General features: G+C 73.1%; 25 protein-coding genes. 12 read left to right on the forward strand and 13 right to left on the reverse strand.

Annotation, left to right across the window (positions count from 1 at the left end):
• The first annotated feature begins 197 nt into the window (after nucleotides 1-197).
• Nucleotides 198-1,952 carry an aa3-type cytochrome oxidase subunit I gene (gene ctaD, locus SCATT_RS01000; protein ID WP_014140993.1) on the forward strand — a complete coding sequence of 585 codons (1,755 nt, stop codon included), beginning with the start codon at nucleotides 198-200 and terminating at the stop codon, nucleotides 1,950-1,952.
• Nucleotides 1,949-2,443 (forward strand): hypothetical protein, encoded by a 495-nt coding sequence (locus tag SCATT_RS01005; RefSeq protein ID WP_014140994.1) that lies wholly within the window; start codon nucleotides 1,949-1,951, stop codon nucleotides 2,441-2,443. The genes ctaD (SCATT_RS01000) and SCATT_RS01005 overlap by 4 nt, the downstream gene beginning before the upstream one ends.
• A gap of 48 nt (nucleotides 2,444-2,491) precedes the next feature.
• On the opposite strand, the gene SCATT_RS01010 is transcribed toward SCATT_RS01005, so the two are convergent.
• Nucleotides 2,492-3,118: an NADPH-dependent F420 reductase gene (locus tag SCATT_RS01010; protein WP_014140995.1), complete on the reverse strand. Its 627-nt coding sequence runs from the start codon at nucleotides 3,116-3,118 to the stop codon at nucleotides 2,492-2,494.
• A gap of 124 nt (nucleotides 3,119-3,242) precedes the next feature.
• Between SCATT_RS01010 and SCATT_RS01015 the strand changes: the two genes are divergently transcribed.
• Nucleotides 3,243-4,334 (forward strand): glutamate--cysteine ligase, encoded by a 1,092-nt coding sequence (locus tag SCATT_RS01015; RefSeq protein ID WP_014140996.1) that lies wholly within the window; start codon nucleotides 3,243-3,245, stop codon nucleotides 4,332-4,334.
• Nucleotides 4,335-4,350: 16 nt separating this feature from the next.
• On the opposite strand, the gene SCATT_RS01020 is transcribed toward SCATT_RS01015, so the two are convergent.
• Complete coding sequence (locus SCATT_RS01020; RefSeq protein ID WP_014140997.1) at nucleotides 4,351-5,403, reverse strand: serine hydrolase; 1,053 nt, start codon at nucleotides 5,401-5,403, stop codon at nucleotides 4,351-4,353.
• A gap of 232 nt (nucleotides 5,404-5,635) precedes the next feature.
• Here SCATT_RS01020 and SCATT_RS01025 point away from each other — a divergent pair, with 232 nt between their 5' ends.
• Nucleotides 5,636-6,070 (forward strand): CBS domain-containing protein, encoded by a 435-nt coding sequence (locus tag SCATT_RS01025; protein WP_014140998.1) that lies wholly within the window; start codon nucleotides 5,636-5,638, stop codon nucleotides 6,068-6,070.
• A 106-nt stretch (nucleotides 6,071-6,176) separates the two neighbouring features.
• A complete protein-coding gene (gene polX / locus SCATT_RS01030) occupies nucleotides 6,177-7,898 on the forward strand; it encodes a DNA polymerase/3'-5' exonuclease PolX (protein WP_014140999.1) in 1,722 nt (573 codons plus the stop codon).
• Between the two features lie 58 nt (nucleotides 7,899-7,956).
• Here the strand turns inward: polX and SCATT_RS01035 are convergent, their stop codons facing one another.
• The gene (locus SCATT_RS01035; protein ID WP_014141000.1) at nucleotides 7,957-9,117 is read right to left on the reverse strand and encodes a baeRF2 domain-containing protein; all 1,161 of its coding nucleotides are present in this window, start codon (nucleotides 9,115-9,117) and stop codon (nucleotides 7,957-7,959) included.
• 171 nt (nucleotides 9,118-9,288) lie between these two features.
• Here SCATT_RS01035 and SCATT_RS01040 point away from each other — a divergent pair, with 171 nt between their 5' ends.
• Nucleotides 9,289-9,561: a DUF1876 domain-containing protein gene (locus SCATT_RS01040; RefSeq protein WP_014141001.1), complete on the forward strand. Its 273-nt coding sequence runs from the start codon at nucleotides 9,289-9,291 to the stop codon at nucleotides 9,559-9,561.
• Nucleotides 9,562-9,576: 15 nt separating this feature from the next.
• Here SCATT_RS01040 and SCATT_RS01045 read toward each other — a convergent pair whose 3' ends face one another.
• Both SCATT_RS01045 and SCATT_RS01050 read right to left on the reverse strand, forming a co-directional pair.
• Nucleotides 9,577-9,798 (reverse strand): hypothetical protein, encoded by a 222-nt coding sequence (locus SCATT_RS01045; protein ID WP_014141002.1) that lies wholly within the window; start codon nucleotides 9,796-9,798, stop codon nucleotides 9,577-9,579.
• On the reverse strand, nucleotides 9,795-11,111 hold the full coding sequence (locus tag SCATT_RS01050) for a phosphoribosyltransferase family protein (RefSeq protein ID WP_014141003.1): 1,317 nt from the start codon (nucleotides 11,109-11,111) through the stop codon (nucleotides 9,795-9,797). The genes SCATT_RS01045 and SCATT_RS01050 overlap by 4 nt, the downstream gene beginning before the upstream one ends.
• Before the next feature lie 195 nt (nucleotides 11,112-11,306).
• Here SCATT_RS01050 and SCATT_RS01055 point away from each other — a divergent pair, with 195 nt between their 5' ends.
• Nucleotides 11,307-12,191: a polysaccharide deacetylase family protein gene (locus tag SCATT_RS01055; RefSeq protein WP_014141004.1), complete on the forward strand. Its 885-nt coding sequence runs from the start codon at nucleotides 11,307-11,309 to the stop codon at nucleotides 12,189-12,191.
• A 79-nt stretch (nucleotides 12,192-12,270) separates the two neighbouring features.
• Here SCATT_RS01055 and SCATT_RS01060 read toward each other — a convergent pair whose 3' ends face one another.
• From SCATT_RS01060 to ctaD (SCATT_RS01070), 3 genes are all read right to left on the reverse strand, one after another.
• Complete coding sequence (locus SCATT_RS01060) at nucleotides 12,271-12,735, reverse strand: lamin tail domain-containing protein (RefSeq protein WP_014141005.1); 465 nt, start codon at nucleotides 12,733-12,735, stop codon at nucleotides 12,271-12,273.
• A gap of 177 nt (nucleotides 12,736-12,912) precedes the next feature.
• A complete protein-coding gene (gene ctaF / locus SCATT_RS01065; RefSeq protein ID WP_014141006.1) occupies nucleotides 12,913-13,302 on the reverse strand; it encodes an aa3-type cytochrome oxidase subunit IV in 390 nt (129 codons plus the stop codon).
• A complete protein-coding gene (ctaD, locus tag SCATT_RS01070) occupies nucleotides 13,299-15,020 on the reverse strand; it encodes an aa3-type cytochrome oxidase subunit I (RefSeq protein WP_014141007.1) in 1,722 nt (573 codons plus the stop codon). Before ctaD (SCATT_RS01070) ends, ctaF begins: the two co-directional genes overlap by 4 nt.
• A 210-nt stretch (nucleotides 15,021-15,230) precedes the next feature.
• Between ctaD (SCATT_RS01070) and SCATT_RS01075 the strand changes: the two genes are divergently transcribed.
• From SCATT_RS01075 to SCATT_RS01085, 3 genes are all read left to right on the forward strand, one after another.
• Entirely contained in the window at nucleotides 15,231-15,674 is a 444-nt protein-coding gene (locus tag SCATT_RS01075; RefSeq protein WP_014141008.1) for an RrF2 family transcriptional regulator, read from the forward strand.
• Between the two features lie 138 nt (nucleotides 15,675-15,812).
• A complete protein-coding gene (locus tag SCATT_RS01080) occupies nucleotides 15,813-17,000 on the forward strand; it encodes a globin domain-containing protein (protein WP_014141009.1) in 1,188 nt (395 codons plus the stop codon).
• Nucleotides 17,001-17,043: 43 nt separating this feature from the next.
• Nucleotides 17,044-17,436: a thiol-disulfide oxidoreductase DCC family protein gene (locus SCATT_RS01085; protein WP_014141010.1), complete on the forward strand. Its 393-nt coding sequence runs from the start codon at nucleotides 17,044-17,046 to the stop codon at nucleotides 17,434-17,436.
• Between the two features lie 137 nt (nucleotides 17,437-17,573).
• Here SCATT_RS01085 and SCATT_RS01090 read toward each other — a convergent pair whose 3' ends face one another.
• Both SCATT_RS01090 and SCATT_RS01095 read right to left on the reverse strand, forming a co-directional pair.
• Nucleotides 17,574-18,446 (reverse strand): DUF2637 domain-containing protein, encoded by an 873-nt coding sequence (locus SCATT_RS01090; RefSeq protein ID WP_014141011.1) that lies wholly within the window; start codon nucleotides 18,444-18,446, stop codon nucleotides 17,574-17,576.
• A complete protein-coding gene (locus SCATT_RS01095; RefSeq protein WP_014141012.1) occupies nucleotides 18,443-18,634 on the reverse strand; it encodes a hypothetical protein in 192 nt (63 codons plus the stop codon). Before SCATT_RS01095 ends, SCATT_RS01090 begins: the two co-directional genes overlap by 4 nt.
• Before the next feature lie 383 nt (nucleotides 18,635-19,017).
• Between SCATT_RS01095 and SCATT_RS01100 the strand changes: the two genes are divergently transcribed.
• Together SCATT_RS01100 and SCATT_RS01105 are read left to right on the forward strand one after the other, a co-directional pair.
• Nucleotides 19,018-19,407, forward strand: a complete 390-nt coding sequence (locus SCATT_RS01100) for a hypothetical protein (RefSeq protein WP_014627268.1) — start codon at nucleotides 19,018-19,020, stop codon at nucleotides 19,405-19,407.
• Nucleotides 19,408-19,585: 178 nt separating this feature from the next.
• Entirely contained in the window at nucleotides 19,586-20,722 is a 1,137-nt protein-coding gene (locus tag SCATT_RS01105; protein ID WP_014141014.1) for an alpha/beta hydrolase, read from the forward strand.
• On the opposite strand, the gene SCATT_RS01110 is transcribed toward SCATT_RS01105, so the two are convergent.
• The 3 genes from SCATT_RS01110 to SCATT_RS35865 form a co-directional block, all read right to left on the reverse strand.
• Nucleotides 20,709-21,110 carry an SRPBCC family protein gene (locus SCATT_RS01110; protein WP_014141015.1) on the reverse strand — a complete coding sequence of 134 codons (402 nt, stop codon included), beginning with the start codon at nucleotides 21,108-21,110 and terminating at the stop codon, nucleotides 20,709-20,711. The genes SCATT_RS01105 and SCATT_RS01110 overlap by 14 nt on opposite strands.
• Nucleotides 21,111-21,269: 159 nt before the next feature.
• Nucleotides 21,270-22,367 (reverse strand): PP2C family protein-serine/threonine phosphatase, encoded by a 1,098-nt coding sequence (locus tag SCATT_RS01115; protein ID WP_014141016.1) that lies wholly within the window; start codon nucleotides 22,365-22,367, stop codon nucleotides 21,270-21,272.
• A 384-nt stretch (nucleotides 22,368-22,751) separates the two neighbouring features.
• A protein-coding gene (locus SCATT_RS35865) for an IS5 family transposase (RefSeq protein WP_106433089.1) occupies nucleotides 22,752-23,560 on the reverse strand; the annotation gives its coding sequence in 2 pieces (ribosomal slippage) (nucleotides 22,752-23,213 and nucleotides 23,216-23,560; 807 coding nt in all).
• Nucleotides 23,561-23,724 lie beyond the last annotated feature (164 nt).

Genomic DNA, 23,724 nt, shown 5'->3' on the forward strand with positions numbered 1-23,724 from the left:
CTCTTACGGGCGATTCCGCTGTGCCGTACCGCCCCCGGTGACGGTTGTGCCATTCACCCGCTTACCGCACCCGCGTTCCGTATTCCGCCGTGTGCCGTATGACGCGCGGAGGGACCAGGGTGACGGGCGAAGCGGGCATTTGCATGCCATCGTGTCGATCACGTCCACAAGTGACGGTAGACGCGAGGAGAGTCGCAGTGAGTACGACCGACACCCCGGGGGCCACCGCGCCGGCTTCGCCGACCCGTGTGGCGCGGCCGATCGGCGGCAAGAAAGTGGTGGGGTGGCTCACCACCACCGACCATAAGACAATCGGCACGCTCTACCTGGTGACATCGTTCGCTTTCTTCTGTGTCGGCGGCATCATGGCTCTGCTCATGCGCGCCGAACTCGCCCGCCCTGGCTTGCAGATCATGAACAACGAGCAGTTCAACCAGGCGTTCACCATGCACGGCACGATCATGCTGCTGATGTTCGCCACCCCGTTGTTCGCCGGTTTCACCAACTGGATCATGCCGTTGCAGATCGGCGCCCCGGACGTCGCCTTTCCCCGGCTGAACATGTTCGCCTACTGGCTCTACCTGTTCGGCTCGTTGATCGCGGTCGGCGGTTTCCTCACCCCGCAGGGCGCCGCCGACTTCGGGTGGTTCGCCTACTCCCCGCTGACCGACGCGGTGCGCACCCCGCAGATCGGCGGCGACATGTGGATCATGGGGCTGGGCATGTCCGGGTTCGGCACGATCCTCGGCGCGGTCAACTTCATCACCACCATCATCTGCATGCGGGCGCCGGGCATGACGATGTTCCGGATGCCGATCTTCGTGTGGAACGTGCTGCTCACCTCGGTGCTGGTACTGCTGGCCTTCCCAGTGCTGGCCGGGGCGCTGCTGGCGCTGGAGGCGGACCGCAAGTTCGGCGCCCACGTCTTCGACCCGGCCAACGGGGGCCCGCTGCTGTGGCAGCACCTGTTCTGGTTCTTCGGCCACCCCGAGGTGTACATCATCGCGCTGCCGTTCTTCGGCATCGTCACCGAGGTGATCCCGGTATTCGCCCGCAAGCCGATCTTCGGTTACATCGGTCTGGTGGGCGCCACGATCAGCATCGCCGGCCTCTCGGTCTCGGTGTGGGCCCATCACATGTTCGTGACCGGCGGCGTGCTGCTGCCGTTCTTCTCGTTCATGACGTTCCTGATCGCGGTGCCCACGGGGGTGAAGTTCTTCAACTGGATCGGCACGATGTGGAAGGGGTCGATCACCCTGGAGACCCCGATGCTCTGGTCCGTCGGGTTTCTGGTGACCTTTCTCTTCGGTGGTCTGACCGGTGTCATCCTGGCGTCGCCGCCGATGGACTTCCACGTCTCCGACTCGTATTTCGTGGTGGCCCACTTCCATTACGTGGTGTTCGGCACCGTGGTGTTCGCCATGTTCGCCGGGTTCCATTTCTGGTGGCCCAAGTGGACCGGGAAGATGCTGGACGAGCGGCTCGGCAAGATGACGTTCTGGACGCTTTTCGTCGGCTTCCACGGCACGTTCCTGGTGCAGCACTGGCTGGGCGTCATCGGTATGCCGCGGCGTTATCCGGACTATCTGGCCGCGGACGGTTTCACCCTGCTGAACACGGTCTCCACGATCAGTTCGTTCCTGCTCGGGCTCTCCCTGCTGCCGTTCTTCTACAACATCTGGAAGACCGCGAAGTACGCGCCGATGGTCGAGGTGGACGACCCGTGGGGGTACGGCCGGTCGCTGGAGTGGGCGACCTCCTGCCCGCCGCCGCGCCACAACTTCCTCACGCTGCCGCGGATCCGTTCCGAATCCCCCGCGTTCGACCTGCACCACCCGGCCGTCGCCGCGCCGGACAAGCTGGCCGGGGCGCACGCCGGGCGGCCCGCGGTCACCGGTGAGGACCCGGGCGAGGGCGGCGGCCAGGGCGGCCCCGAGGGGACGCGGCGGTGACCCCGCCTCCGCTGCCCCGCCCCACCCGGGCCCCGGCCGAGCGGCGGGCGAAGGGAACCTCGGCACGCCGGTGGCTCCGCCGGGAACGCACGTCCGGCCCCGAGGAGGCCCCGGCCGGGGCGGTACGCCGGTTCCTCGCCCGCGAGGGGGTGCGCCGCCGGGAGTGTGCCAAGGGGATCAACGACGTCGAGGGCTATCTGCTGTGGCAGGCCGAGGCGGCCTCCGCCGCGGCCGGGGCGGAGGTCTTCGCGGACCGGCTGCCATGGCTCACCAGCGCCCAGCGCGAAGAGGTGGTCCGCGTCTACACCGACGACCGGCTGGAACTCTCCCGGGCGGTGCTGGAGCGCATCGCCGACCGCGCACGCTCCCTGCAACGCGAGTACGGCGAACGGTACCGGCTGCTGCGGATCCGGCTGCTGGGCGGCTACCTCGCCGCGGCGGCGGGCGCGGCGGCCGTGCTGCTGGCGCTGGGCCGGCCGGGACACCCTTAGGCCGTGCGGTCGGCGGCCGAGCCCGCTCCTGGGACGGCGCCGGCGCGGTCATTCGGCACGCAGCAGGGCGTCGAGTTCGGCGGCGTTGAGCGCCTGGGCGTAGACCTTGGTGCCGGGCTGGTGCTTGCGCCCGCCCTGGCTGAGGGTGCCGGCGTCGACCGCGTCGAAGCCGATGTCCCGGATGAGGCCGGCCACCACCGCCTTGGCCTCCTCGTCGCTGCCGGAGACGGGGATCGCCAGGCGTCCGGGGTCGCCCTTGGGACGGCCGCCGTCGCGCAGTGTCGCGGCCGGCAGGGTGTTGAACGCCTTGACGAGGTTGGCCTCGGTGTGGGCCTTGATCTTCTCGCTGGAGGTGGTGGTGTCCTCGTCGAGGTCGGGGTCGTGGCCGTCGCGCTCGGGGTAGTAGTTGCAGGTGTCGACGACCACCTTGCCGCGCAGCGGTTCGGCGGGCAGTTCACGGTGGCGGCCGTAGGGGATGCTCACCACGACGGCCTCGCCGGACGCGGCGGCCTCGGCGGCGGTGACCGCGCGGACCGGGCCGCCGATCTCCTGCACCAGCCCGGTGAGCGTCTGTGGGCCGCGCGAGTTGCTGAGCAGCACCTCGTACCCCACCCGGGCGAAGCGCCGGGCCAGGGCGGAGCCGATGTTCCCGGCGCCGATGATCCCGATCCGCATCTGCTCTTCCCCTTCCGTCTGCCGGTGGCCGCCGAGGGGACGGCCGGGTGCCGGTCCGTCCCGACCGGGTACCCGGATCCGGTCGTTCCCACCTGGCCGGAGCCGACACGAGAGGCGGTGGTCCATGCGGAGCGTGGGTGTGGAGGAGGAACTGCTCCTGGTGGATCCCGGCAGCGGCAAGGTGACCGCGGTGGCCGGGCAGGTGTTGGCCAGGAGCGGCAGCCGTACCGGGCCGCGACCGCCGTCCCTGGCCCCGGAGATCCAGCGCGAGCAGGTCGAGGTGGCCACCTGTCCGTGCACCACCCTGGAGGAGCTGGCCGGGCAGATCCGGCAGGGTCGGGCCACCGCGTCCGAGCAGGCGCGGCGGGCCGGGGCGGAGGTGGCCGCGCTGGCCACCGCACCGCTGCCGGCCGACCCCTCGCTCACCGGTGAGCCCCGTTACCGCCGGATGGCCGAGGAGTTCGGGCTCACCGCGCAGCAGCAGCTCACCTGCGGCTGCCACATCCACGTCGAGGTGACCGATCCGGAGGAGGGCGTGGCGGTGCTGGACCGGATCCGGCCGTGGCTGCCGCCGCTGGTGGCGCTGAGCGCCAACTCCCCTTACTGGCAAGGGTGCGACAGCCATTACGACAGCTTCCGGTACCAGGCGTGGGGGCGGTGGCCGACGGCGGGGCCGACGGAGTTGTTCGGCTCGGCGGCGGCCTACCGGGAGGTGGTCGCGGCGATGCTGGCCACCGGCACCATCCTGGACGAGGGCATGGTGTACTTCGACGCCCGGCTCTCCCGCCGGTATCCGACGGTGGAGGTGCGGGTGGCCGACGTCTGCCTGGAGGCGGCGGACACCGTGCTGCTGGCGGCGCTGGTACGGGGGCTGGTGGAGACCGCCTCCCGGGCGTGGCGGGCCGGGCAGCCGGCGGATCCGGTGCCGGTGCCGGTGCTGCGCCTGGCGGGGTGGCGGGCCAGCCGGTCCGGGATCACCGGCACGCTGCTGCATCCGCGGACCCATGTGCCGGCCCCGGCCGGTGCCGTGCTGGACGACGTGGTCTGCCATCTCGCTCCCGTGCTGGCCGACCAGGGCGAGTTGGCGGCCGTGGACACCGCCCTGGCACGGTTGCGGGCGCGCGGCAACGGGGCCCGGGCGCAGCGGGCCCGGCACTCCGTGAGCGGTTCGCTGGCCGACACCGTGCGGTACGCGGTGGAGCGCACGCTTAGCTGACGCCGGCCCGGGGGTGTCAAGGGGTGGGTACGGGTTCGGGGTGGCCGGCCGCGACCACCGCCTCGACGGCTTCGCGGGCGGCGGCCTCGACCAGCGCGACGCCGGCGCCCTGGGTGGCGTTGCCGCTGGAGACCACGGCGACCAGCAGGGTGTGGCCGGCGTGGCGGACGCGGCCGATGCTGTTGATGTCCCACAGCCCGGTGGTGCTCCGTTGCAGCCAGCCGTTCTTCAGGGCGCTGGCCGTGCGGTCGTCGGCGGCGGCGGAGACCCCCCAGCGCTGGCTGGGGTCGATGTGCGCCATGAGTTCGCGCAGGTAGCCGCGGGAGTCCTCGTTGAGCGGCGAGGTGTCGCCGAACACCGCGCGCAGCAGGTCGAGTTGGCCGGTCGCCGTGGTCTGGGTGAGCCCCCACAGGTCGTCCTGGTCGCCGCGGACGCCGGTGACGCCGAGTTCCCCGTTGCCGGCGTCGAGTCCGTCGGCGCCGCCGATCCGGCGCCACAGCGCGGTGGCGGCGGCGTTGTCGGACTGGCGGACCATGACGGCGGCGTAGTCGCGTTCGGCGTCGGTCAGGCCGCGGTGGGCCTGCTGGGCGCGGAGCAGCAGGGTGGCCAGGATGTCGATCTTGACGATGCTGGCGGTGTCGAAGTAGCCGTCGCCGAGGCCGCCGCTGTTGCCGGTGGTCAGGTCGTGGACCGCGACCGCCCACCGGGCGCCGTGCGCGGGCACCGCGTCGGCCACCGCGGACAGGTCGACCCGGGTGTCGCGGACCTCCTTCGCCACCCCGGCGGAACGTTTCTCCGCCGCCGTGTCACGCGGGTTGGCGGGCCGGGGACGGGGACCGGGGGCGGAGGCGGCGGGGCGCGGTACGGCGGGCGGCCGGGCGCCGCGCGCGGCCGTGCCGGCCACGGCACGCGGACCGGCGGCGTGCCGGACGCGCGGATGGATCAGGTCGGCCACCACGGCGTACGCCAGCAGGACCGTGGCCACCAGGGCGCAGGCCCGCAGACACGGCAGCACCGTCGTGCGCAGCGCCGACCGGCGGCTCGGCTCGGCAGGCACCCGCTCGTCCATGCCCTCGGACGCTAGGGCGCGGTACGCCGCGTACCGGGCCGGCCGGGGTGCGGCACGCCGGGAATTGCCCCGGAAGGGCGCCGCCGGGTGACCCCGACGGTCCCCGATAGCGGTTCCGGGCGGTGGTGCCTACGGTGGACGTGGAAGTACATGTCGCATCGATCCGGCACGCGTTCGCCGTCCGGGGCGTGCCGGGCGGGCACGCGACGCCGACCGATCCAAGGAGGACCCCATGACGACCGCGCGCGACATCATGCACGCAGGGGCGCAGTGTGTCGGGGAGAACCAGACGCTGCTGGACGCGGCCCGGATGATGCGGGATCAGGAGGTCGGTTCGCTGCCGATCTGCGGCGAGGACGACCGGCTCAAGGGCGTGGTCACCGACCGCGACATCGTGGTGCACTGCCTCGCCGAGGGCGGCGACCCGTCGCGGGTGAAGGCGAAGGAGTTCGCCAGTCACATCCACGCCGTCTCCGCCGACGACGACATCGGCACCGTCCTCCGCAAGATGCAGGAACACAAGATCCGCCGGCTGCCGGTGATCGACAACGGACGGCTGTGCGGCATGATCAGCGAGGCCGACCTCGCCGTGGCCCACGCCCGCAAGAACGCGCTCTCCGACAAGGAACTCGCGAGCTTCGTCGACCAGATCTACGCCACCACCTGACCCCCGCTCCCCCGTTCGCCGGCCGCGCCGCCCCGCACCGGGTGTCCGCGGCCGGCGCCACGACCGCGGACCCCGGCCAGGTGCGGCGCGGAACTAGACTGGGGGCATGGCACGGCCCAACGAGGAGATCGCCGGGCTGATCCAGGAGTACGCCGACCTGCTCTCCGTCACCGGGGGCGATGCCTTCAAGGCACGCGCCTACGAGAAGGCGGCCCGCGCCCTCGGCGGCCACCACGCCGACGTCTCCCGGCTCGACGTGAGGCAACTGCGGGAGATCCCCGGGGTCGGGGCGTCGATCGCCGAGAAGGTCGCCGAGTACTTCCGCACCGGTCACATCCCCGCCCTCGACGAACGGCGCACCCGGATCCCGTCCGGCGTACGGGAGTTGATCCGCATCCCCACGCTCGGCCCCAAGAAGGCCATGGCGCTCCACGAGGACCTGGGCATCGCCTCGGTCGACCAGCTCTCCGCCGCCCTCGACGCCGGAAGGCTCCACGGGCTCAAGGGGTTCGGCCCGAAGACCGAGGAGAACCTGCGGCACGGCATCACGCTGCTGCGGCAGGCCGGCGGCCGGATCCCGCTCGACCAGGCGCTGCAGACCGCCGAGGACGTGGTGGCCGCGCTGAGCGCCGTCCCCGGGTGCGTGCGCTGCGCGTACGCCGGTTCGCTGCGCAGGATGCGGGAGACCATCGGGGACGTGGACGTGCTGGTGGCCGCGGAGGACTCGGCGCCGTTCATGACGGCCTTCACCGAACTGCCGTGCGCGGCCGAGGTGATCGCGCACGGCGGCACCAAGAGTTCGCTGCGCACCGCCGAGGGCGTCCAGGTCGATCTGCGGGTGCTGCCACCCGCGGCGTGGGGTGCGGGGTTGCAGTACTTCACCGGGTCCAAGGCGCACAACATCGGGCTGCGGACCATCGCCGTCCGGCACGGTCTGAAGCTCTCCGAGTACGGGCTCTTCGACGCCGACAGCGGTGAACTGGTCGTCTCCGAGACCGAGGAGGAGGTCTACGCCCGGCTCGGGCTGCCGTGGATCCCGCCGCCGATGCGGGAGGACCGCGGGGAGATCGCCGCCGCACTCGCCGGTGAGCTGCCCGATCCGGTGACCGAGGCCGACCTGCGCGGCGATCTGCACACCCACACCGACCTCACCGACGGCCTGGCTCCGCTGGAGGACATGGTGACCGCCGCCGCGGCCCGCGGCTACGCCTACTACGCGGTCACCGACCACGCCCCGGATCTGTACATGCAGCAGATGACGGCGGAGAAGGCACTGGCCCAGCGGGAACGGGTGCGCGCCCTGGACCGGCGCCACCGCGGCATGCGGGTGCTGCACGGCACCGAACTCAACATCGGCCCGGACGGCGAGGTGGACTGGCCGGACGACTTCCTGGCCGGGTTCGACCTGTGCGTGGCCTCGATCCACTCCCACTTCCAGCTCGACCGGGCGGCGCAGACCCGGCGGCTGATCCGGGCCGCGGAGAACCCGCACGTCGACATCATCGGCCACCCCACCACCCGGCACCTGGGCCGGCGGCCCGGCATCGACGCCGACCTGGAGGCGGTCTACGCCGCCTGCGCCCGCACCGGCACCGCCCTGGAGGTCAACGGGCAGCCGGAACGCCTCGACCTGTGCGACGAGGACATCCGGGCGGCCCGCGGGCACGGCGTGCGGTTCGCCGTCGACAGCGACGCCCACACCCCCGTCCACCTGCCCTACGTGCGCTACGCCGTGGGCACCGCGCAACGCGGCTGGCTCACCGCCGACGAGGTGGTCAACACCTGGCCGCTGCGCAAGCTGAAGAGTTTCCTGCGCACGGCGGGGTGAGGCGCGCACCGCCCGGCCGCCGCACCCCGGGGACGGCGGCCGGGCGGACGGCGTGGTGTCACGCGGCCACCGGGGTCAGGCTCCAGCGCAGCGCGGCGCCGATGCCGCCGGAGGGCCCGGGCAGCTCGGCGGGGACCAGTAGCGCCTCAGCGTCGGTGGCCGCGGCGCATCGCATCAGCGCGTCGTCGGCGCCCACCGTGATCGGCTCCCGTACCCCCATCGACCGCAGTTCGGAGCGTTGCACCCCGATCTGCTCGGGTTCCGGTCCGATCCACACCTGGCGGCGCAGATCGGGTCCGTCCGCCCGCAGCAGCAAGGTGCCCACCTGGTGGCGGCGGACCGCGTCGACCACCGCGGGGACCCCGTCGGCGGCCATCCCGGGGCTGCTGCCGGGGCCGAAGACACCGTGCTCGCCGGGGCGGCCCCGGCCGGCGTGGAACACGTCGAGGACCGCGCTCAGCCGGCGCCGGGCGAACTCGGCGCGGGCGCGCTCGATCTCCTCGTCGAGCTGCGGGTTGGACGCCCCGGGGGCGCGGGTGCCGTTCTCCACCTCGACGGTGACGTTGCGCAGCGGTTCGGGGAGGCGTTCGCGTACCGCGGCGCGTTCCCCGGGTTCGCCGACGAGCACGAGCATCCGCGCGTCGCACCGCGGGAACCGTTCGGCGAGTTCACCGGCGATGATCTCGGCGGTTCTGGACCACTGGTTCTGCACCTTGTTGCGGTAGTGCCACTCGTACCGGTCGGCGGGGATGCTGCGGTGGCCGCGGCCCTGCCAGGCGGCCCCCTCGGCGTGGCCGGTGGGTTCCCTGCGGTGGCCGTCGCGCCGTTCGAGGTCGGCGCCGGAGTGGTCGATGTAGGCGACCAGGCATGGCGGTTCGTCGCCGCGCCAGGACAGCAGCGGGGTGGTGCGGGGCAGCGGCGCCCAGCAGACCTCGGCGAGCGGCGGGGCGACCACCAGCGGTACGTCGAGGACGACCTGGCCGGCGGTGGCGAACAGCGCGCGGCCCGGCGGCGCCCCGGAGACGGGTTCGGCGGCGAGCCGGTCGAGGACGGCGCCCCGGGTACGGGCGTCGCAGCCCTGCTCGGCGAGGGTCGCCCCCACCGAACGCACCCGCAGCTCGTACTGCTTGGCGGCGTCCTCGGTGTTGCGTGAGGTGTCCAGATGCACCGACGCCCACGGTCCGGGGCGGTCGAGCGGTTTGAGGAAAGCGAGTTCCATTGGTCTCCCCCAGTGTCGGGGATCTGTGACCGCGATCGGTGATCACGGCCGGGAAACGCGAGTACCCGGCGGATGCCGACCGTCTACCCGCATCGCCGAGGTGGACACCTGCGCTTTGCCCGGGTACGCCGGGCGACGCACCCTGGAAGGACACGGAGGAAGGTGATGGCCATGAAGGCACTCCTCGAATGGCACATCGACCTGGGATTCCAGGAGATCGGCCACCGGGACACCCGCACCGCGGTGTCGCTGCGGCTGCCCGACAACACCGAACTGCACGCCGAGGGGCACGCCAGGAAGCATCCCGACGACCCGAGGCAGACACAGGTCGGCGAGGAGCTGGCGGCGGCCCGGGCGCTCAACGAGCTGGCCCGGCAGCTGCTGGCGAAGGCGGCCGACGACATCGAGCACGCCACCCACATCCCGGCGCATCCGACGATGTGAGCGCCGGGGCCGGTCTCAGCCGGTGGTCCCCGCCGGGTCGTCGCCGGGCGCCGGCCAGTGGTCGCCGCCCTCCCAGACGACCTGTGCCGGATCGTCCAGGTCGACCTCCCACTCGGCGGCCAGCCGCGCCAGTTCGGCGCGGCTGCGTACCCTGCGGTAACGCTCGTCGGGGAGCATCACGAGCCGGTAGGGGCTGTGTCCGTCCCACGCCTGGACGACGTAGGGGTGGCCGGTCATGGTGCGCCGGTCCCGGCGGGGTGGGCGGTGAACCAGCCGCGGGCGAGCGCGGCGACCGTCTCCAGCGCGCCGGGCTCCTCGAACAGGTGGGTGGCGCCGGGCACGATCTCCAGTCGGCTGGGGCAGGTCAGTGACTGCTGGGCGCGCCGGTTGAGTTCGAGCACCACGGTGTCGGCGCCGCCGACGACGAGCAGGGTGGGTGCCTGGACGCGGGCGAGCAGGTCGTCGCCGGTCAGGTCGGGGCGTCCGCCGCGGCAGACGACGGCGGCGGTGCGCGGGTCGCCGGCCGCGGCGGTGAGCGCGGCGGCGGCGCCGGTGCTGGCCCCGAAGTAGCCCACCGCGAGGTGCTCTCCGCCGGGCAGGCCGCGCAGCCAGTCGGTGGCGCCGGTGAGCCTGCGGGCCAGCAGGGGGATGTCGAAGACGTTGTCGCGGTCGGCCGCCTCGCGCGGGGTGAGCAGGTCGAACAGCAGGGTGCCGAGCCCCGCGTCGGCCAGCGCGTCGGCGACCGCGCGGTTGCGCGGGCTGCGTCTGCTGCTGCCGGCGCCGTGCGCGAACATCACCACCAGGCGGGCGCCCTCGGGCACCCGCAGGTCGCCGGTGAGGCGGACGTCGTCGACCGGAACCGCCACCTCGCCCAGCGGCAGTACGGGTGTGCCGGGGGCATCGGGCCGCCGGGGGTGTTCGGCGGCCCGTCGCAACAAGGCGGTGACCTCCTCGTCGGTGGTCTGCGCGAAGTCGCGGTACCACTCCCCCACCGCGAAGAACACCGCCGGGGTGAAGACACACACCAGGTCGTCCACCTGGGAGCGCAGTTCGTCCACGGCGCCGGTCGCCGCCACCGGCACCGCAAGCACCACCCGGGAGGCGCCCTGGGCCCTGGCGACCTGGCAGGCGGCGGCAGCGGTGGCGCCGGTGGCCACGCCGTCGTCGACCACGACAGCGGTGCGCCCGGTCAGCGGGACGCGTTCGCGGCCGGCCCGGTAGCGTTCGGCGCGGCGGGCGAGTTCGGCCTGTTCCGACTCCTCGACGGCGGCGATGTCACGGGGGGCGAGACCGCCGCGGCGCACGATGTCCTCGTGGACCACCCGGGCGCCGCCTTCGCCGATGGCGCCGAAGGCGAGTTCGGGCTGGTAGGGGACGCCGAGTTTGCGCACCACGATGACGTCGAGGGGGGCCTGGAGTTCCCGGGCCACCTGGTAGGCGACGGGTATGCCGCCCCGGGGCAGGCCGAGCACCACGGGGTTCTCCGCGCGCAGTGGGCGCAGCCGTTCGGCGAGGCGCCTTCCGGCGCCGGCGCGGTCGTTGAAGAGCACGGTGCGTTCACCTCCGGCTCCATGGGGTGAGGGAGCCCGCCTTCCGGCTCCCTTCCGCCTTAACTCCGCGGGTGGCCATGCGCAAGTCGGGGTGGCCGGTACGGGGCGGGCGGCGCCGCGTAAGGTGTCCCCGGCCGGCCGTGGCGGCACCGGCCGGGTCCAGCGAAGCCGCCGGTGAGCCAAGGGAAGACAGCGATGCGGGGACGGATGGCGCCGGGGCGCCGGACGGCGCTGGCCGTGATGGCCGGCGGGCTACTGGCGGGTTGCGCGGGCACCGGCCGGACGGCGACGGCATCGCCCGCCGCCGTTCCCGCCACCCGGACGCCACCGCCGACGCCGTCGCCCTCCGCGTCCGCCTCCGCGCCGGCGTTGCCCACCCGGGCCGGCATCGTCGCCCGCTACGGGCGGATGCACCCGGTCACCTGGGGGTTCGACGCCCCGGGGGTGGTGTCCCGGCTGCCGTCGGCGGCCTCCGGCGCGCTGGCGCTGACCTTCGACGCGTGCGGCGGACCGGGCGGGGCCGGGTACGACGCCCGGCTGATCGGGATCCTGCGGCACCACCAGGTCCCGGCGACGCTCTTCATCAACTCCCGCTGGATCGACGCCAATCCGGAGGTCTTCCGGTCGCTCGCCGCCGATCCGCTCTTCGAGATCGGCAACCACGGCACCCGCCACCGCCCGCTGTCGGTGACCGGCCGCTCGGCGTACCACATCCCCGGCACCCGCAACGCGGGCGAGGTCTACGACGAGGTGGCCGGCAACCACGTCAAGCTCACCAAGCTGCTGGGGCGTCCGCCGCGGTTCTTCCGTTCCGGCACCGCCTACTGCGACGACGTGGCGGCCCGGATCGTGGTGGCGCTGGGCGAGCGGTTCGTGAACTTCTCGGTCAACGGGGACGGCGGGGCCACGTTCACCCCGGCGCAGGTGGACCGTACGGTGGCGGCGGCGCCGGCCGGGTCGATCGTGATCAGCCACATGAACCATCCGCACGGCGGTACGGCCGAGGGGTACGCCCGGGCGCTGCCGAGACTGCTGGGCGCCGGCCACCGCTTCGTGCGTCTGTCGGACGTGCTGCGGTAGCGGACGGGTCGGGGACCGCACCGCGCGGTGCGTGGGAGGGGAGCGGGGGCACTGCGCGGTGCGGCGCCGGGGGCGGTGGTCAGGAGCAGTGGGTGATTCCGTCGCCCGTCCGGTTCCACGAGCAGGTGTCGATCCGCGTGTGGTGGGCGTTGCGCAGTGTCGCGGTGTCACCGTTCCACCGCCACACGTAACCGCGCGAGCCGAGGTAGATGTTGGCCCCGGAGTCGTGTCCGCGGCCGGAGTAGATCCACACCGAGGCGCCGGGGCGCAGCCGGTGTTCCGGCAGGACGAAGTGGCGGCGGTCGTGGCGTTCGTCCAGCGTCCAGCCGCGCAGATCCACGGTGTAGTGGCGGTCGTTGGTGAGCTTGACCCATTGGCCGTTGACGCCGCGGTCGTCCAGGGGGCGGTAACGGATCTGGTCGAAGTGGACGTTGCCGTGCTGCCGGGCAGGCGGGGCGGCGTCGGCGGCCACCGGGACGGCGGCGGAGGTGACGGCGACGGCCACGGTGGCGACGGCGGTGCCCAGGGCGCGGAGAAGACGCATGGCTGGCTCCTTTGCTGTGATGAGCCGGGCGTGCGGAACCGCACGTCACTTCAGCAAAGCACCGGCCGGACGGCACCGCATGTACCCGTTCGGGGGAAAGCGGCGCGCGGGCCGGGGCGTCCGCGCTGCCGTGTGCCCCCGTGCGCCGCGCCGAACGTCCCGGCGCCACCGGCGCGTTCAGTCGTCGCGTCCGGCGTACTGGAGGACGAGGCCGGCCACCCCGCCGCCGAGGAGTCCGAGGCCGATGAGGAAGAGCCACAGCCCGAAGACGAGGCCGACGGCGAGCACGGCCGCGCCGAGTGCGGCCAGTACGGGGAAGGCGCTGCGGGGTGCGAAGAAGCCCAGCGGCCCGGCGCGTTCGGCGATGCGGGCGTCCCGGCGGTCCTCCGGCCGAGCGCCGGTTCTGCGGTGGGCGACGGTGAGGAAGAAGGTGATCAGCGTGGCCATCAGGAAGGAGACGGTGAGCGCGGCGATGCCGGCCGGCTCGTGCGAGAAGACGGCGTAGACGACGTCGGCCACCAGGAAGAAGGCGGCGACGCCGGCGAAGAGGCAGGTCTCGGTCTTCATCGGCCCGCTCCGCCGAGGGTGTCGGGGGTCGGTTCGGCGGTGCCCCGTGCGTCTGGCGGCAGTTGGAGGGTGTCCGGGTGGTGCAGGTCGAAGGCGGGCGAGTCGGAACGGATGCGCGGCAGCGTGTGGAAGTTGTGGCGCGGCGGCGGGCACGAGGTGGCCCACTCCAGGGAACGTCCGAAGCCCCACGGGTCGTCCACCTCGACCTTGGGCGCGTGGCGGGCGGTCTTCCACACGTTGTACAGGAACGGCAGCGTGGAGGCGCCCAGCAGGAAGGCACCGATCGAGGAGATGGTGTTGAGCAGCGTGAAGCCGTCGGCCGCCAGGTAGTCGGCGTACCGGCGCGGCATGCCTTCCTCGCCGAGCCAGTGCATCACCAGGAACGTCGTCTGGAAGCCGGTGAAGAGCGTCCAGAAGTGGATCTTCCCCAGGCGTTCGTCGAGCATCTTCCCGGTCCACTTGGGCCACCAGAAGTAGAAGCCGCCGAACATCGCGAAGACCACGGTGCCGAAGAGCACGTAGTGCAGGTGGGCCACGATGAAGTAGGTGTCGGTGACGTGGAGGTCGAGCGGTGGTGAGGCGATGAGGACGCCGCTGAGTCCGCCGAGCAGGAAGGTGACCATGAAGCCGGTGGCCCACAGCATCGGGGTCTCGAAGGAGAGGCTGCCGTGCCACATGGTGCCGATCCAGTTGAAGAACTTCACGCCCGTGGGCACCGCGATGAGAAAGGACATCAGTGAGAAGAACGGCAGCAGCACCATGCCGGTGGCGAACATGTGGTGGGCCCACACGGTGGCCGACAGCATGGTGATGGCGATGGTGGCGCCGACCATCCCGACGTAGCCGAAGACGGGCTTGCGGCTGAAGACCGGCACGATCTCGGTGACCACCCCGAAGAACGGCAGCGCGACGATGTACACCTCGGGGTGGCCGAAGAACCAGAACAGGTGCTGCCACAGGATGGCCCCGCCGTTGGCCGCGTCGAAGACATGGGCACCGAACTTCCGGTCCGCCTCCAGGGCGAGCAGCGCGGCGGTGAGCACCGGGAACGCCAGCAGCGCCAGGATCGAGGTGAACAGCACGTTCCAGGTGAAGATCGGCATCCGGAACATCGTCATGCCCGGCGCCCGCAGGCACACGATGGTGGTGATGAAGTTGACCGCGCCGAGGGTGGTGCTCAGACCGGCCACCACCAGCCCCATCACCCACAGGTCGCCCCCGGAGCCGGGCGAGCGCACCGCGTCGGTCAGCGGGGAGTAGGCGAACCAGCCGAAGGCGGCGGCGCCGCCGGGCACCAGGAAGCCGGAGACCGCGATGACCCCGCCGAACAGGAAGAGCCAGTAGGTCATCGCGTTGAGCCGGGGGAAGGCGACGTCCGGCGCGCCGATCTGCAACGGCATCACCGCGTTGGCGAACCCTGCGAACATCGGGGTGGCGAAGAGCAGCATCATCACGGTGCCGTGCATGGTGAACAGCTGGTTGTACTGCTCGGTGGTGACGATCTGGAGCCCGGGACGCGCCAGTTCGGCCCGCATCAGCATCGCCATGACGCCGGCCAGCAGGAAGAAGCCGAACGCGGTGGTGAGGTAGAGGTTGCCGATCGTCTTGTGATCGGTGGTGGTCAGCCAGGTCCGCAATCGGACGCCGAACCGGGCCCGGCGGTCGGTGGCCGGTTCCCGCACCGGCTCCCCCGGTGTGCTGCCCGCACGCTGTGGCATCGCCCCTCCCCGCACGCCTGCCGTCCCTCCTGGCCACCGCTGGGCACCGGTCCGTGGCGCCGCCGTTCGGCGCCGACGCCGGCATCCGTGTTGCCGCTACCGAGGGGGTCAAACAACCCCGCTGCGCGTACCGGTCGGCCGGTTGTGATCCCCCGCACTTACCCGCGGTTTTATTTGGTATCCGAAATTCGCATTAGTTACCGTTCATACGTGCGACTGACCAAAAGCACCGACCTGGCACTGCGGATCGCCATGCGACTCGCCGTGGCGGACGAGCGGACCGCGCCGACCACCCGCGAGGTGGCCGACGCCGTCGGCGCGCCCTACACGCACGCCGCCAAGGTCGTGACCCGGTTGCAGCACCTCGGCGTGGTCGAGGCGCGACGCGGCCGGGGCGGCGGGCTCACCCTGACCTCCACCGGGCGCACCGGTTCGGTCGGACGGCTCGTCCGCGAGCTGGAGGGGGTGGGCGACGTGGTCGGCTGCGAGGACGATCCGCCCTGCCCGCTGCGGTCGGCGTGCCGGCTGCGCGGTGCGCTGCGCGACGCCCAGGAGGCGTTCTACGCCGCGCTCGACCCGGTGACGATCGAGGACCTGGTGGCGGCGCCGACCGGCCCGGTGCTCGTGGGGCTGCCGCTGCGCGCCCCGGACTGAACCGCCCGGTCCCTCCACCCGGAAGAAACCACGTGGTGGCGCCACGGCGCCCCCGCATGCCCTGACGGCTGCCGTGCCCCCGCCCGGCCGGCCGCACACCGTTGAAGACGAATCTCAGATACCAGTTTGGAGTCGGTGATGCTGTCCGAGAGCTCGGCCGCTACCGTCCGTGCCACCCTGCCCGCCGTGGGTGCCGCCATCGGTGAGATCACCACGGTCTTCTACGACCGTCTGTTCGAGGCCCACCCCGAACTCCTGCGGGACCTGTTCAACCGCGGCAACCAGGCCAACGGCTCCCAGAAGCAGGCGCTGGCCGGGTCGATCGCCGCCTTCGCCGGGGCCCTGCTGGAGCGGCCGGACGAGCGTCCCGACGCCATGCTCGGCCGGATCGCCCACAAGCACGCCTCGCTGGGCATCACCCGCGACCAGTACAAGGTCGTCCACACCCACCTGTTCGCCGCCATCGCGCAGGTGCTCGGCGAAGCGGTGACCCCGGAGGTCGCCGCGGCCTGGGACGAGGTCTACTGGCTGATGGCCAACGCGCTGGCCGCCATCGAGGAGCGGCTGTACGCCGAGGCCGGCGCCGCGGACGGCGACACCTGGCGGGAGTACCGGGTGGAGTCCCGCCACCGCGAGACCGACGACGTCCTCACCTTCGTGGTGCGCCCGACGGACGGCGCGGCGGTGCCGTCGTTCCGCCCCGGCCAGTACGTGTCGGTGCGGGTGGAACTGGCGGACGGCGCGCGGCAGATACGCCAGTACAGCCTGTCCGGCGCGCCGGAGGGCGCGTTGCGGTTCACCGTGAAGAACGTCGGCGGCACCCCGGCGGGCGAGGTCTCGCGCCACCTGCACGAGCGGGTTCGCGAGGGTGATGTGATCCCGGTGAGCGCCCCCTTCGGTGACGTGTTCCTGGAGGACGGCGACGCGCCGCTGCTGCTCGCCTCGGCCGGCATCGGCTGCACCCCGATGATCGGCATGCTGACCCACCTGGCGGCCACCGGCTCGCGCCGCCCGGTGACCGTCGTGCACGCCGACCGCGCCCCGCGTACCCACGCCCTGCGGGCCGAGCTGGACAGCCTGGTGGCACGGCTGCCGCAGACCGACGCACACGTGTGGTACGAGGAGCCGCAGGGTCCGTGGCCCGCCGAGCGCACCGGTCTGCTCGACCTGTCCACCGTGGAGATCCCCGCGGGCACCACCGCCTACCTGTGCGGCCCGCTGCCGTTCCTGCGCGCCGCCCGCGCCCAGCTGCTGGCGGCCGGCGTGGCGGCGGCCGACATCCACTACGAGGTCTTCGGCCCCGACCTGTGGCTGGCCCAGGGCTGACCCCCGGGCACCGCGGGCGCCGCGGCACGGCATGATGGGGGCCATGGGCACCCGGCCGGTTCTCGTCTACGACGGTGACTGCGGTTTCTGCACCAGCGCGGCCCGCTTCGCCGAACGGCGGGTGCGTCCGCGCTGCGCGGTCACCGCGTGGCAGGACGCCGATCTGGCGGCGCTCGGCGTCACCCGGCAGCGCGCCGAGTACGAGGTGTTGTGGGTGACGCCGGCCGGCCGGGTGTACGGGGGCGCGGCAGCGGTGGCCAAGGCGCTGCTCAGCGCGGGACGCGGCTGGGCGGTGCCGGGCGCCGTACTGGAGCTGCCCGGGGTGCGCCGGGTGGCCGGAGCCGGCTACCGGTGGGTCGCCCGCAACCGGGCGAGGCTGCCGGGGGCCACGGCGGCCTGCGCTCTGCCCGCCGACCGTCGGCCCGGCGCGCGGTGACCGGTCGGCGTTCCGGGCCCGGACATGGAAGAAGGCGGTCACCGAGGTGACCGCCTTCCGCCGTGCCCGGGGTACCGGTGACCGGCAGGGGTAACGGGGACATCACCGGCATCCCTCCGCGTGCTGCCGCTGTGCGGTCATGGCCGCGGCCCCGAGTGCCGGGGGCGGGGTACGGCGTGCCGGGGCGGCGTGGTCAGGGTGATCTGACGGACGAGCTGGTGGAAGGAGACCAGCGCGGTGACCGGCGGCAGTCCGGCGACCGCGACCCCGACCACCGTCCGCGTGGTGTGGGCCACGCACAGGTAGACCGCGATCGCCGAGAAGAGCACCACCACGGCCCAGGAGTGCGCCGCGCGCCTGCGGTGCACCGCCGCCCGCAGGATGGACAACGACGCCACCAGCCACGGCCCGTAGACCAGCAGCGGCCACCAGCCGGCGAGTCCGTGCGAATGGCCCGGCGCGGCGAGCCGGCGCAGCGGGTCGTAGGCCATCACCCCGCCGAGGACGCTCACCATCGCCACGATGACCGCGGTGGTCGCCGCCATCAGCAGGCTGAGCAGTCCGACCCACGGCACCCGCACCGCCCGCAGCGCGTTCCGCAGCCGTGCGGCCCACCAGCGGCGCCGGTGCCGCCGGGCGTACGGCTGCACGGGGGTGGTGTGCTCCGGGGCCGGCTCCTCGACGGGGGCCTCGGGCACGGCCGCCGCCTGGAGGAGCTGGTCGAGGTCGTCGTCGAACTCCCAGCGCCCGTCCCCGCGTTCGAACTCCCCGAACTCGCCCTGCTCCGCCTCGGGATGGGGGACGGTGACGGGGTGGACCGTCGCGTCGTGGTGGTGGACCTCGGCGGCGAGCGGATCCATGCCGTGGGTGTCGATGCCGTACCCGTCGGTGTCGTAGCCGCCGGGCGGATAGGACTCGACCGGGTAGCCGGAGGCGTCGAAGACATGCGTCCCGTAGTGCTGCGCCTCCGCGTCGACTCCGTCCTCGTGCGCCGACCAGTAACCCCTCATCGCCACACCGCCGCCCGGGTCGCCAGGCCGCAGCGGCGCAGGAAGCCGTCGCGGGCCTCGGTCTCGATCCGGTCGAGCACGCCGAGGAAGTCCGCCAGCAGATCGGAGCAGTTGGGACCGGTATCCCGCTCTTCCGCTTGGTGGACGGGGGTTTCCGGAATCGGGCCGGCCGGATTCGTCGTCGTCATGCCCTCACAAACGAGACAACTTTGAGCGAGATACGCCAACTTGATCCTGTTATCCGTTTCTTGACCACGTTCGTGGTCAACCGTCGTAGTAAATAAGGAAATCACAGTCCGAGGTGGCACCGCCGAGACGTCACACGACCACCCGGGGACGGCCGACCGGCATCCCCGCGGCACGAGCACCCCGACCGCACGGCGAGCGGCCCGCAGCGCCATCCCCACCTCCCGTTGAAACCCCCTCCGACCTGCGCGGATTGGGCTTCCGGGGGACATCGGATGCCTGGATGGAGCAGCCCGGACGGCGTTCGCCGCGACAGGCGGCCGGGGCCGACTTAGCGTCAGTCATGTCCGATCTATCCGCTCCACCCCATTCGAGGAGTTCGATCGTGAAGAAGACTCTTGCCAGGGGGGCCGCCGTGGCCTTCCTGTCTGCCGCGGCGCTCGTCCCGCTGACCGGGGCCGCGCAGGCAACCCCCGTTCACTCGACCTCGGCCGCGGTTTCCTCGTGGGACGACGACCACGGCTACGGCCGTGACCGCGACCGTGACCACGGGCGTCACCACCACCGCCACCACTGCCGTCACCGTGACTACGACGACGACTACGGCTACGGCTGGGGCGGTCGCTGGGACGACGAAGACGACTACGGCTGGGACCGCTGCGGCTGCCACCGCGACCGTGACGACTACGGCCGTGGCCACTGGGGCGGCGGCAACGGCTTCGCCGGCAGCGGCTGGGGCGGCGGCGGCCTGCTCGGCCTCGGCGGCCTCCTGTAGTACCTGACGCCCGCGACCGCGAGGCGCGGGCCGCTCCACACCATGTCCGTCGAGGCGGCCACGGCGATCACGCCGAGGCCGCCTTGACGGCTGCCCGGGGCGTGGCTGCGCCCGCGCCGGGTGATTTCCGGCCGACCACGCCCCGGCGGCGTTGACACCCGGTCCGGCGAGCAGTGCAATGCCCCGGGACCCGGAGGCACCGCCGGGCCCGCTGCCGCGGTTGCCCGTCCGCCGCCTGGAGGCGCTGATGCGTGGTCGTCGTCCGTCCGGTCCCGGGGTACGCGGACCGGCCTCCCGGCGCGTGCGGACGACGGCGGGTGCCGTGCCGCTCGCGCTCTCCGTCCTCGCCGCGCTGCTCACCCTGCTGATGTCCGGCGCACCGGCCGCGCGGGCGGCCGAGCCCACCCACCGGCGGGCCGAGGTGGTCGCCGAACACCGGGTGGGGCCACGCGAGGTGGACCTCGATGTCGCCTCCCCGGCGCTCGCGGCGACCGTACCGGTACGGCTGCTCACCCCGGACGGCTGGCGGTCCGGCGCCCACCGGCACTGGCCGACGCTGTGGCTGCTGCACGGCTGCTGCGGCGACTACACCAGCTGGACGGCGTACACCGACGTCGCCTCGCTGCCCGAACTGCGCCGCGTCCTGGTGGTGATGCCCGAGGCGGGCCGCACCGGGTTCTACAGCGACTGGTGGAACCACGGCGCCGGCGGCGCGCCCGGCTGGGAGACCTTCCACCTGCGCGAACTGCGCCCGCTGCTGGAGCGCTCCTACGGCGCCGGGTCCGACCGGGCGGTGGCCGGGCTGTCGATGGGCGGCTTCGGCGCGCTGTCGTACGCCGGACGCCACCCGGGGATGTTCCGCGCCGCCGCCTCGTTCAGCGGGGTCGCCGATCCGCTGCTCGCCCCGGACGGGCCGCGCAACCTGCTCGACATCGTGCGCGGCCAGGACGCCGACCCGTACGCGCTGTGGGGCGACCCGGTGGCCCAGCGCCACCTGTGGGCCGCCCACGACCCGTACGACCTCGCGGGCGCGCTGCGCCGGATCCCGGTCTTCCTCTCCTGCGGCGACGGTACCGCCGGCCCGCTCGATCCGCCGGGCGCCGCCACCCCGGACGAGAAGCTCTACCTCGCCGAGAGCCGTCATCTGGCCGACCGGCTGCGGCAGTTGGGCGACCGGCGGCTCGTCACCGACTTCTACGGCGCCGGCACCCACCGCTGGCCGTACTGGCAGCGGGAGTTGCACCGGGCGCTGCCGGTGCTGCTGCGCGCGCTGCGGGTGCCGGTGCCGCCGGAGCCGGGCGTCACCCCTGGGTGAGCGCGTCCAGGCCGCTGACCTGGAAGGCGGAGATCACCTCACCGGCCTCCGCCTCGGTGGTGCCGCGCGGGGCGAACTCGGAGGTCCACTCCACGACGCAGGCGTGGTCGCCGTCGGAGGCGACGCTCAGCGCCGACCGGTAGTTGCGCACCGGGATGGGGCCCGGCTCGTCCATCCGGTAGCGGTAGTAGCACTCCCCCGCCTCCACCAGCGTCTCGATCAGCTCGCCGCCGTCCGCCAGCACGATCCGCCGGGCCTCCCGCTCCGGCACCCGGACGACGTCGGCGACCCCGGGCACCCAGGTGTGCAGGGCGTAGAAGTCGCCGATCCGCTTCCACATCTGCTCCGCCGGGACCGTGTACCGCCGCCGCCTGCTGATGGTGACCATGGGTGCCCTTCCGTCCGTGCCGCCGGTCCGTGGCACGGCCGCGTCCGGCCGGAGCACCTGTCGTCAACCCCCCGGGCGGCTGCGGCGAGTTGCCACAGCCGATCAGATTAGGACGCGCGGCCGGTGACAGCCACCCTCCGGGGGCACCGGTTGTCCCGCTCACCCGCGCCCCGTGCGGCACAGCGCCAGCACGGCGACGTCGTCGGCGAGCCGCCCGCCGGTGTGGCGGTCGACGTCCGCCAGCAGCGCGTCCAGCAGGGCGTCCGGATCGGCGGCGGGCAACGCGGCCAGCCGCTCCGCGAGCGGGTAGAAACGCCCGCCGGCGTCGCGCGCCTCGGAGACCCCGTCGGTGTACAGCAGCAGCGTCCCGCCGTCCGGCAGCGCCAGCGGACGTGCCCGGTAACCGCCCCCGGCGAGGGTGAGCAGGGCCAGCGGCGGAGCGTGCCCGGGCGGCTCCACCTCGCTCACCCGGCCGTCGCGACGCAGCATCGGCGGCGGATGGCCGCAGTTGACCACCACCACCGGCGCGTCGTCCAACGGCACCGTCACCAGCACCGCGGTGACGAAGTCCTCGCACACCGGGCGGCGCACCAGGGCGGCGTCGATCCGGCCGGCCACCACCGCGAGGTCCGGCTCGGCCCGCGCCGCCTCCCGGTAGACACCGAGCACGTCGGCGGCGGTCTCCACGGCCGGCAGCCCCTTACCCTGGACGTCGCCGAGGAGCAGCCGCACCCCGTACGGGGTCGTCATCGCCTCGTACACGTCCCCGCCGATCCGGGCCTCCGCCGCGGCAGCCCGGTAACGCACCGCGATCCGCACCCGTCCGATCCGTGACGCCACCGGACGCAGCAGCGCCCGCTGGGCCGCCTCGGCCACGTTGCGCACATCGGTCAGCTCGCGTTCCCGCGCGGCGACCAGCGCGACGGTCGCCGCGCTGGTGACGGTGACCGCGAGCACCGTCGCGGCGGAGGTGGCGTGCACCACCGTGGCGACGTCCGGGTTGTCCACCGCCAGCGCCCCCACCAGCAGGACGCTGACCGCCCCGGCGAGGAGGGGCACCAGCACCCGGCGGGTGCCGGTGCTCGCCAGCACCGGAACCGCCGCCAGCAACGGCGACAGCGTCGACCGGGGCCCGGTGAGCACATCGGTCACCACCGCGGCGGCGACCACCCCGTACGCCCCCAGCACGGCGACCCGCGCCCGCCGCGACAGCCGCACCGGCGGCACCCGCCCCGGTACGTCCCTGGACCCGTCCATCCCCTACCTCCCGAAGGGGGCCCCTCCTTTCAGCATGCGCTCCCGGAACCCCGGCCGGGCGAGGCGGGAAGGCTGCCGGGACGGATCCGGTGGGCCTGGGGGGCTGGGGGGATGGGAGGGAGGGGTGCGGGGCGGATCCCGGGGCCCGGGAGGGCTGGGTGCGGGAGGAGGGGTACGGGACGGATCCGAGGCCCCCGGGGTGGCTGGCGGGATGGGAGGGCACAGCGCGCCGGGGGCTGGGGGGATGGGAGGAGAGGAGGCGGGGCGGTCCCGTGGCTCGGGCAGGCCCGGGGCGCGGGAGAGAGGGCGTCCGGGACGGTCCCGTGGCCCGGGCAGCGGGCGGCGGGCGGGGGGACGGGGGTGCGAAACGTCTAACACGTCATCTCATTTGGCGAGTCGGCGGTAGCAGATGAGGGTGCAGGCGAGGCTGGTGAAGGCGAGGAAGTGCTCGGCTTTGCGTTCGTAGCGGCGGTGGAGTCGGCGGCAGCCGGCGAGCCACGCCATGGTCCGTTCGATGGTCCAGCGATGTCGACCGAGTCGTTGTGAGTTATCGATGCCCTTACGCGCGATGCGGTGCTGGATGCCTCGCTGGGCCAGCCATTGCCGCAGGTGACGGTAGTCGTATCCCTTGTCGCCGTAGAGCTTGGCGGGCCTTCGCCGACGGGGGCCGCGGCGGGAGCGGATCGGGGGTATGCCCTTCACGAGCGGGGCCAGGGCCTGGCTGTCGTGGACGTTGGCGCCGGAGATCCCGACGGACAGGGGCAGACCGGTCCGCTCGGTGATCAGATGGATCTTCGAGCCGTACTTGCCCCGGTCGACAGGATTCGGACCTGTCAGGTCCCCCTTTTCAGGGCCCGCATGTTGACCGAATCGATCGCGCACCGCGACCAGTCCAGGTCGCCGCGGGAGCCGAGTTCGTCGAGGACCAGGCGGTGGAGCTTGGCCCACACCCGGGCCTTCGTCCATTCGGTGAAGCGGCGGTGGGCCGTCGCGCCGGACGGGCCGAATGAAGCCGTCGGCAACTGCTGCCACGTGCAGCCCGAGGTCGCCACGAACACAATCGCGGCCAGCACCTCACGGTCACCGTGACGACGCCGACCGCCACCTTGCGGCCGCGACGGCGCCTCCGGCACCACCCGCTGGAACAGCTCCCACAGCTCATCCGGCACCAGCCGCTCAACGATCCCCGCCACGGCAGCAGCCTACCCAACCAAATGAGGTGACTTGTAAGGACTGCTCGCGGCCTTGTCCGGGGTCCGGTCGGGCTCGGGCGTGGGAAGGAGGAGGGCGGGGGGCGATCCCGGGGGCCGGGGACGAAGGGGCCGGACGATCTGGAGGCTCGGGGGACGGGGGGCGT

Origin of the sequence: Streptantibioticus cattleyicolor NRRL 8057 = DSM 46488 (assembly GCF_000240165.1) — a bacterium.
Taxonomy (GTDB): domain Bacteria; phylum Actinomycetota; class Actinomycetes; order Streptomycetales; family Streptomycetaceae; genus Streptantibioticus; species Streptantibioticus cattleyicolor.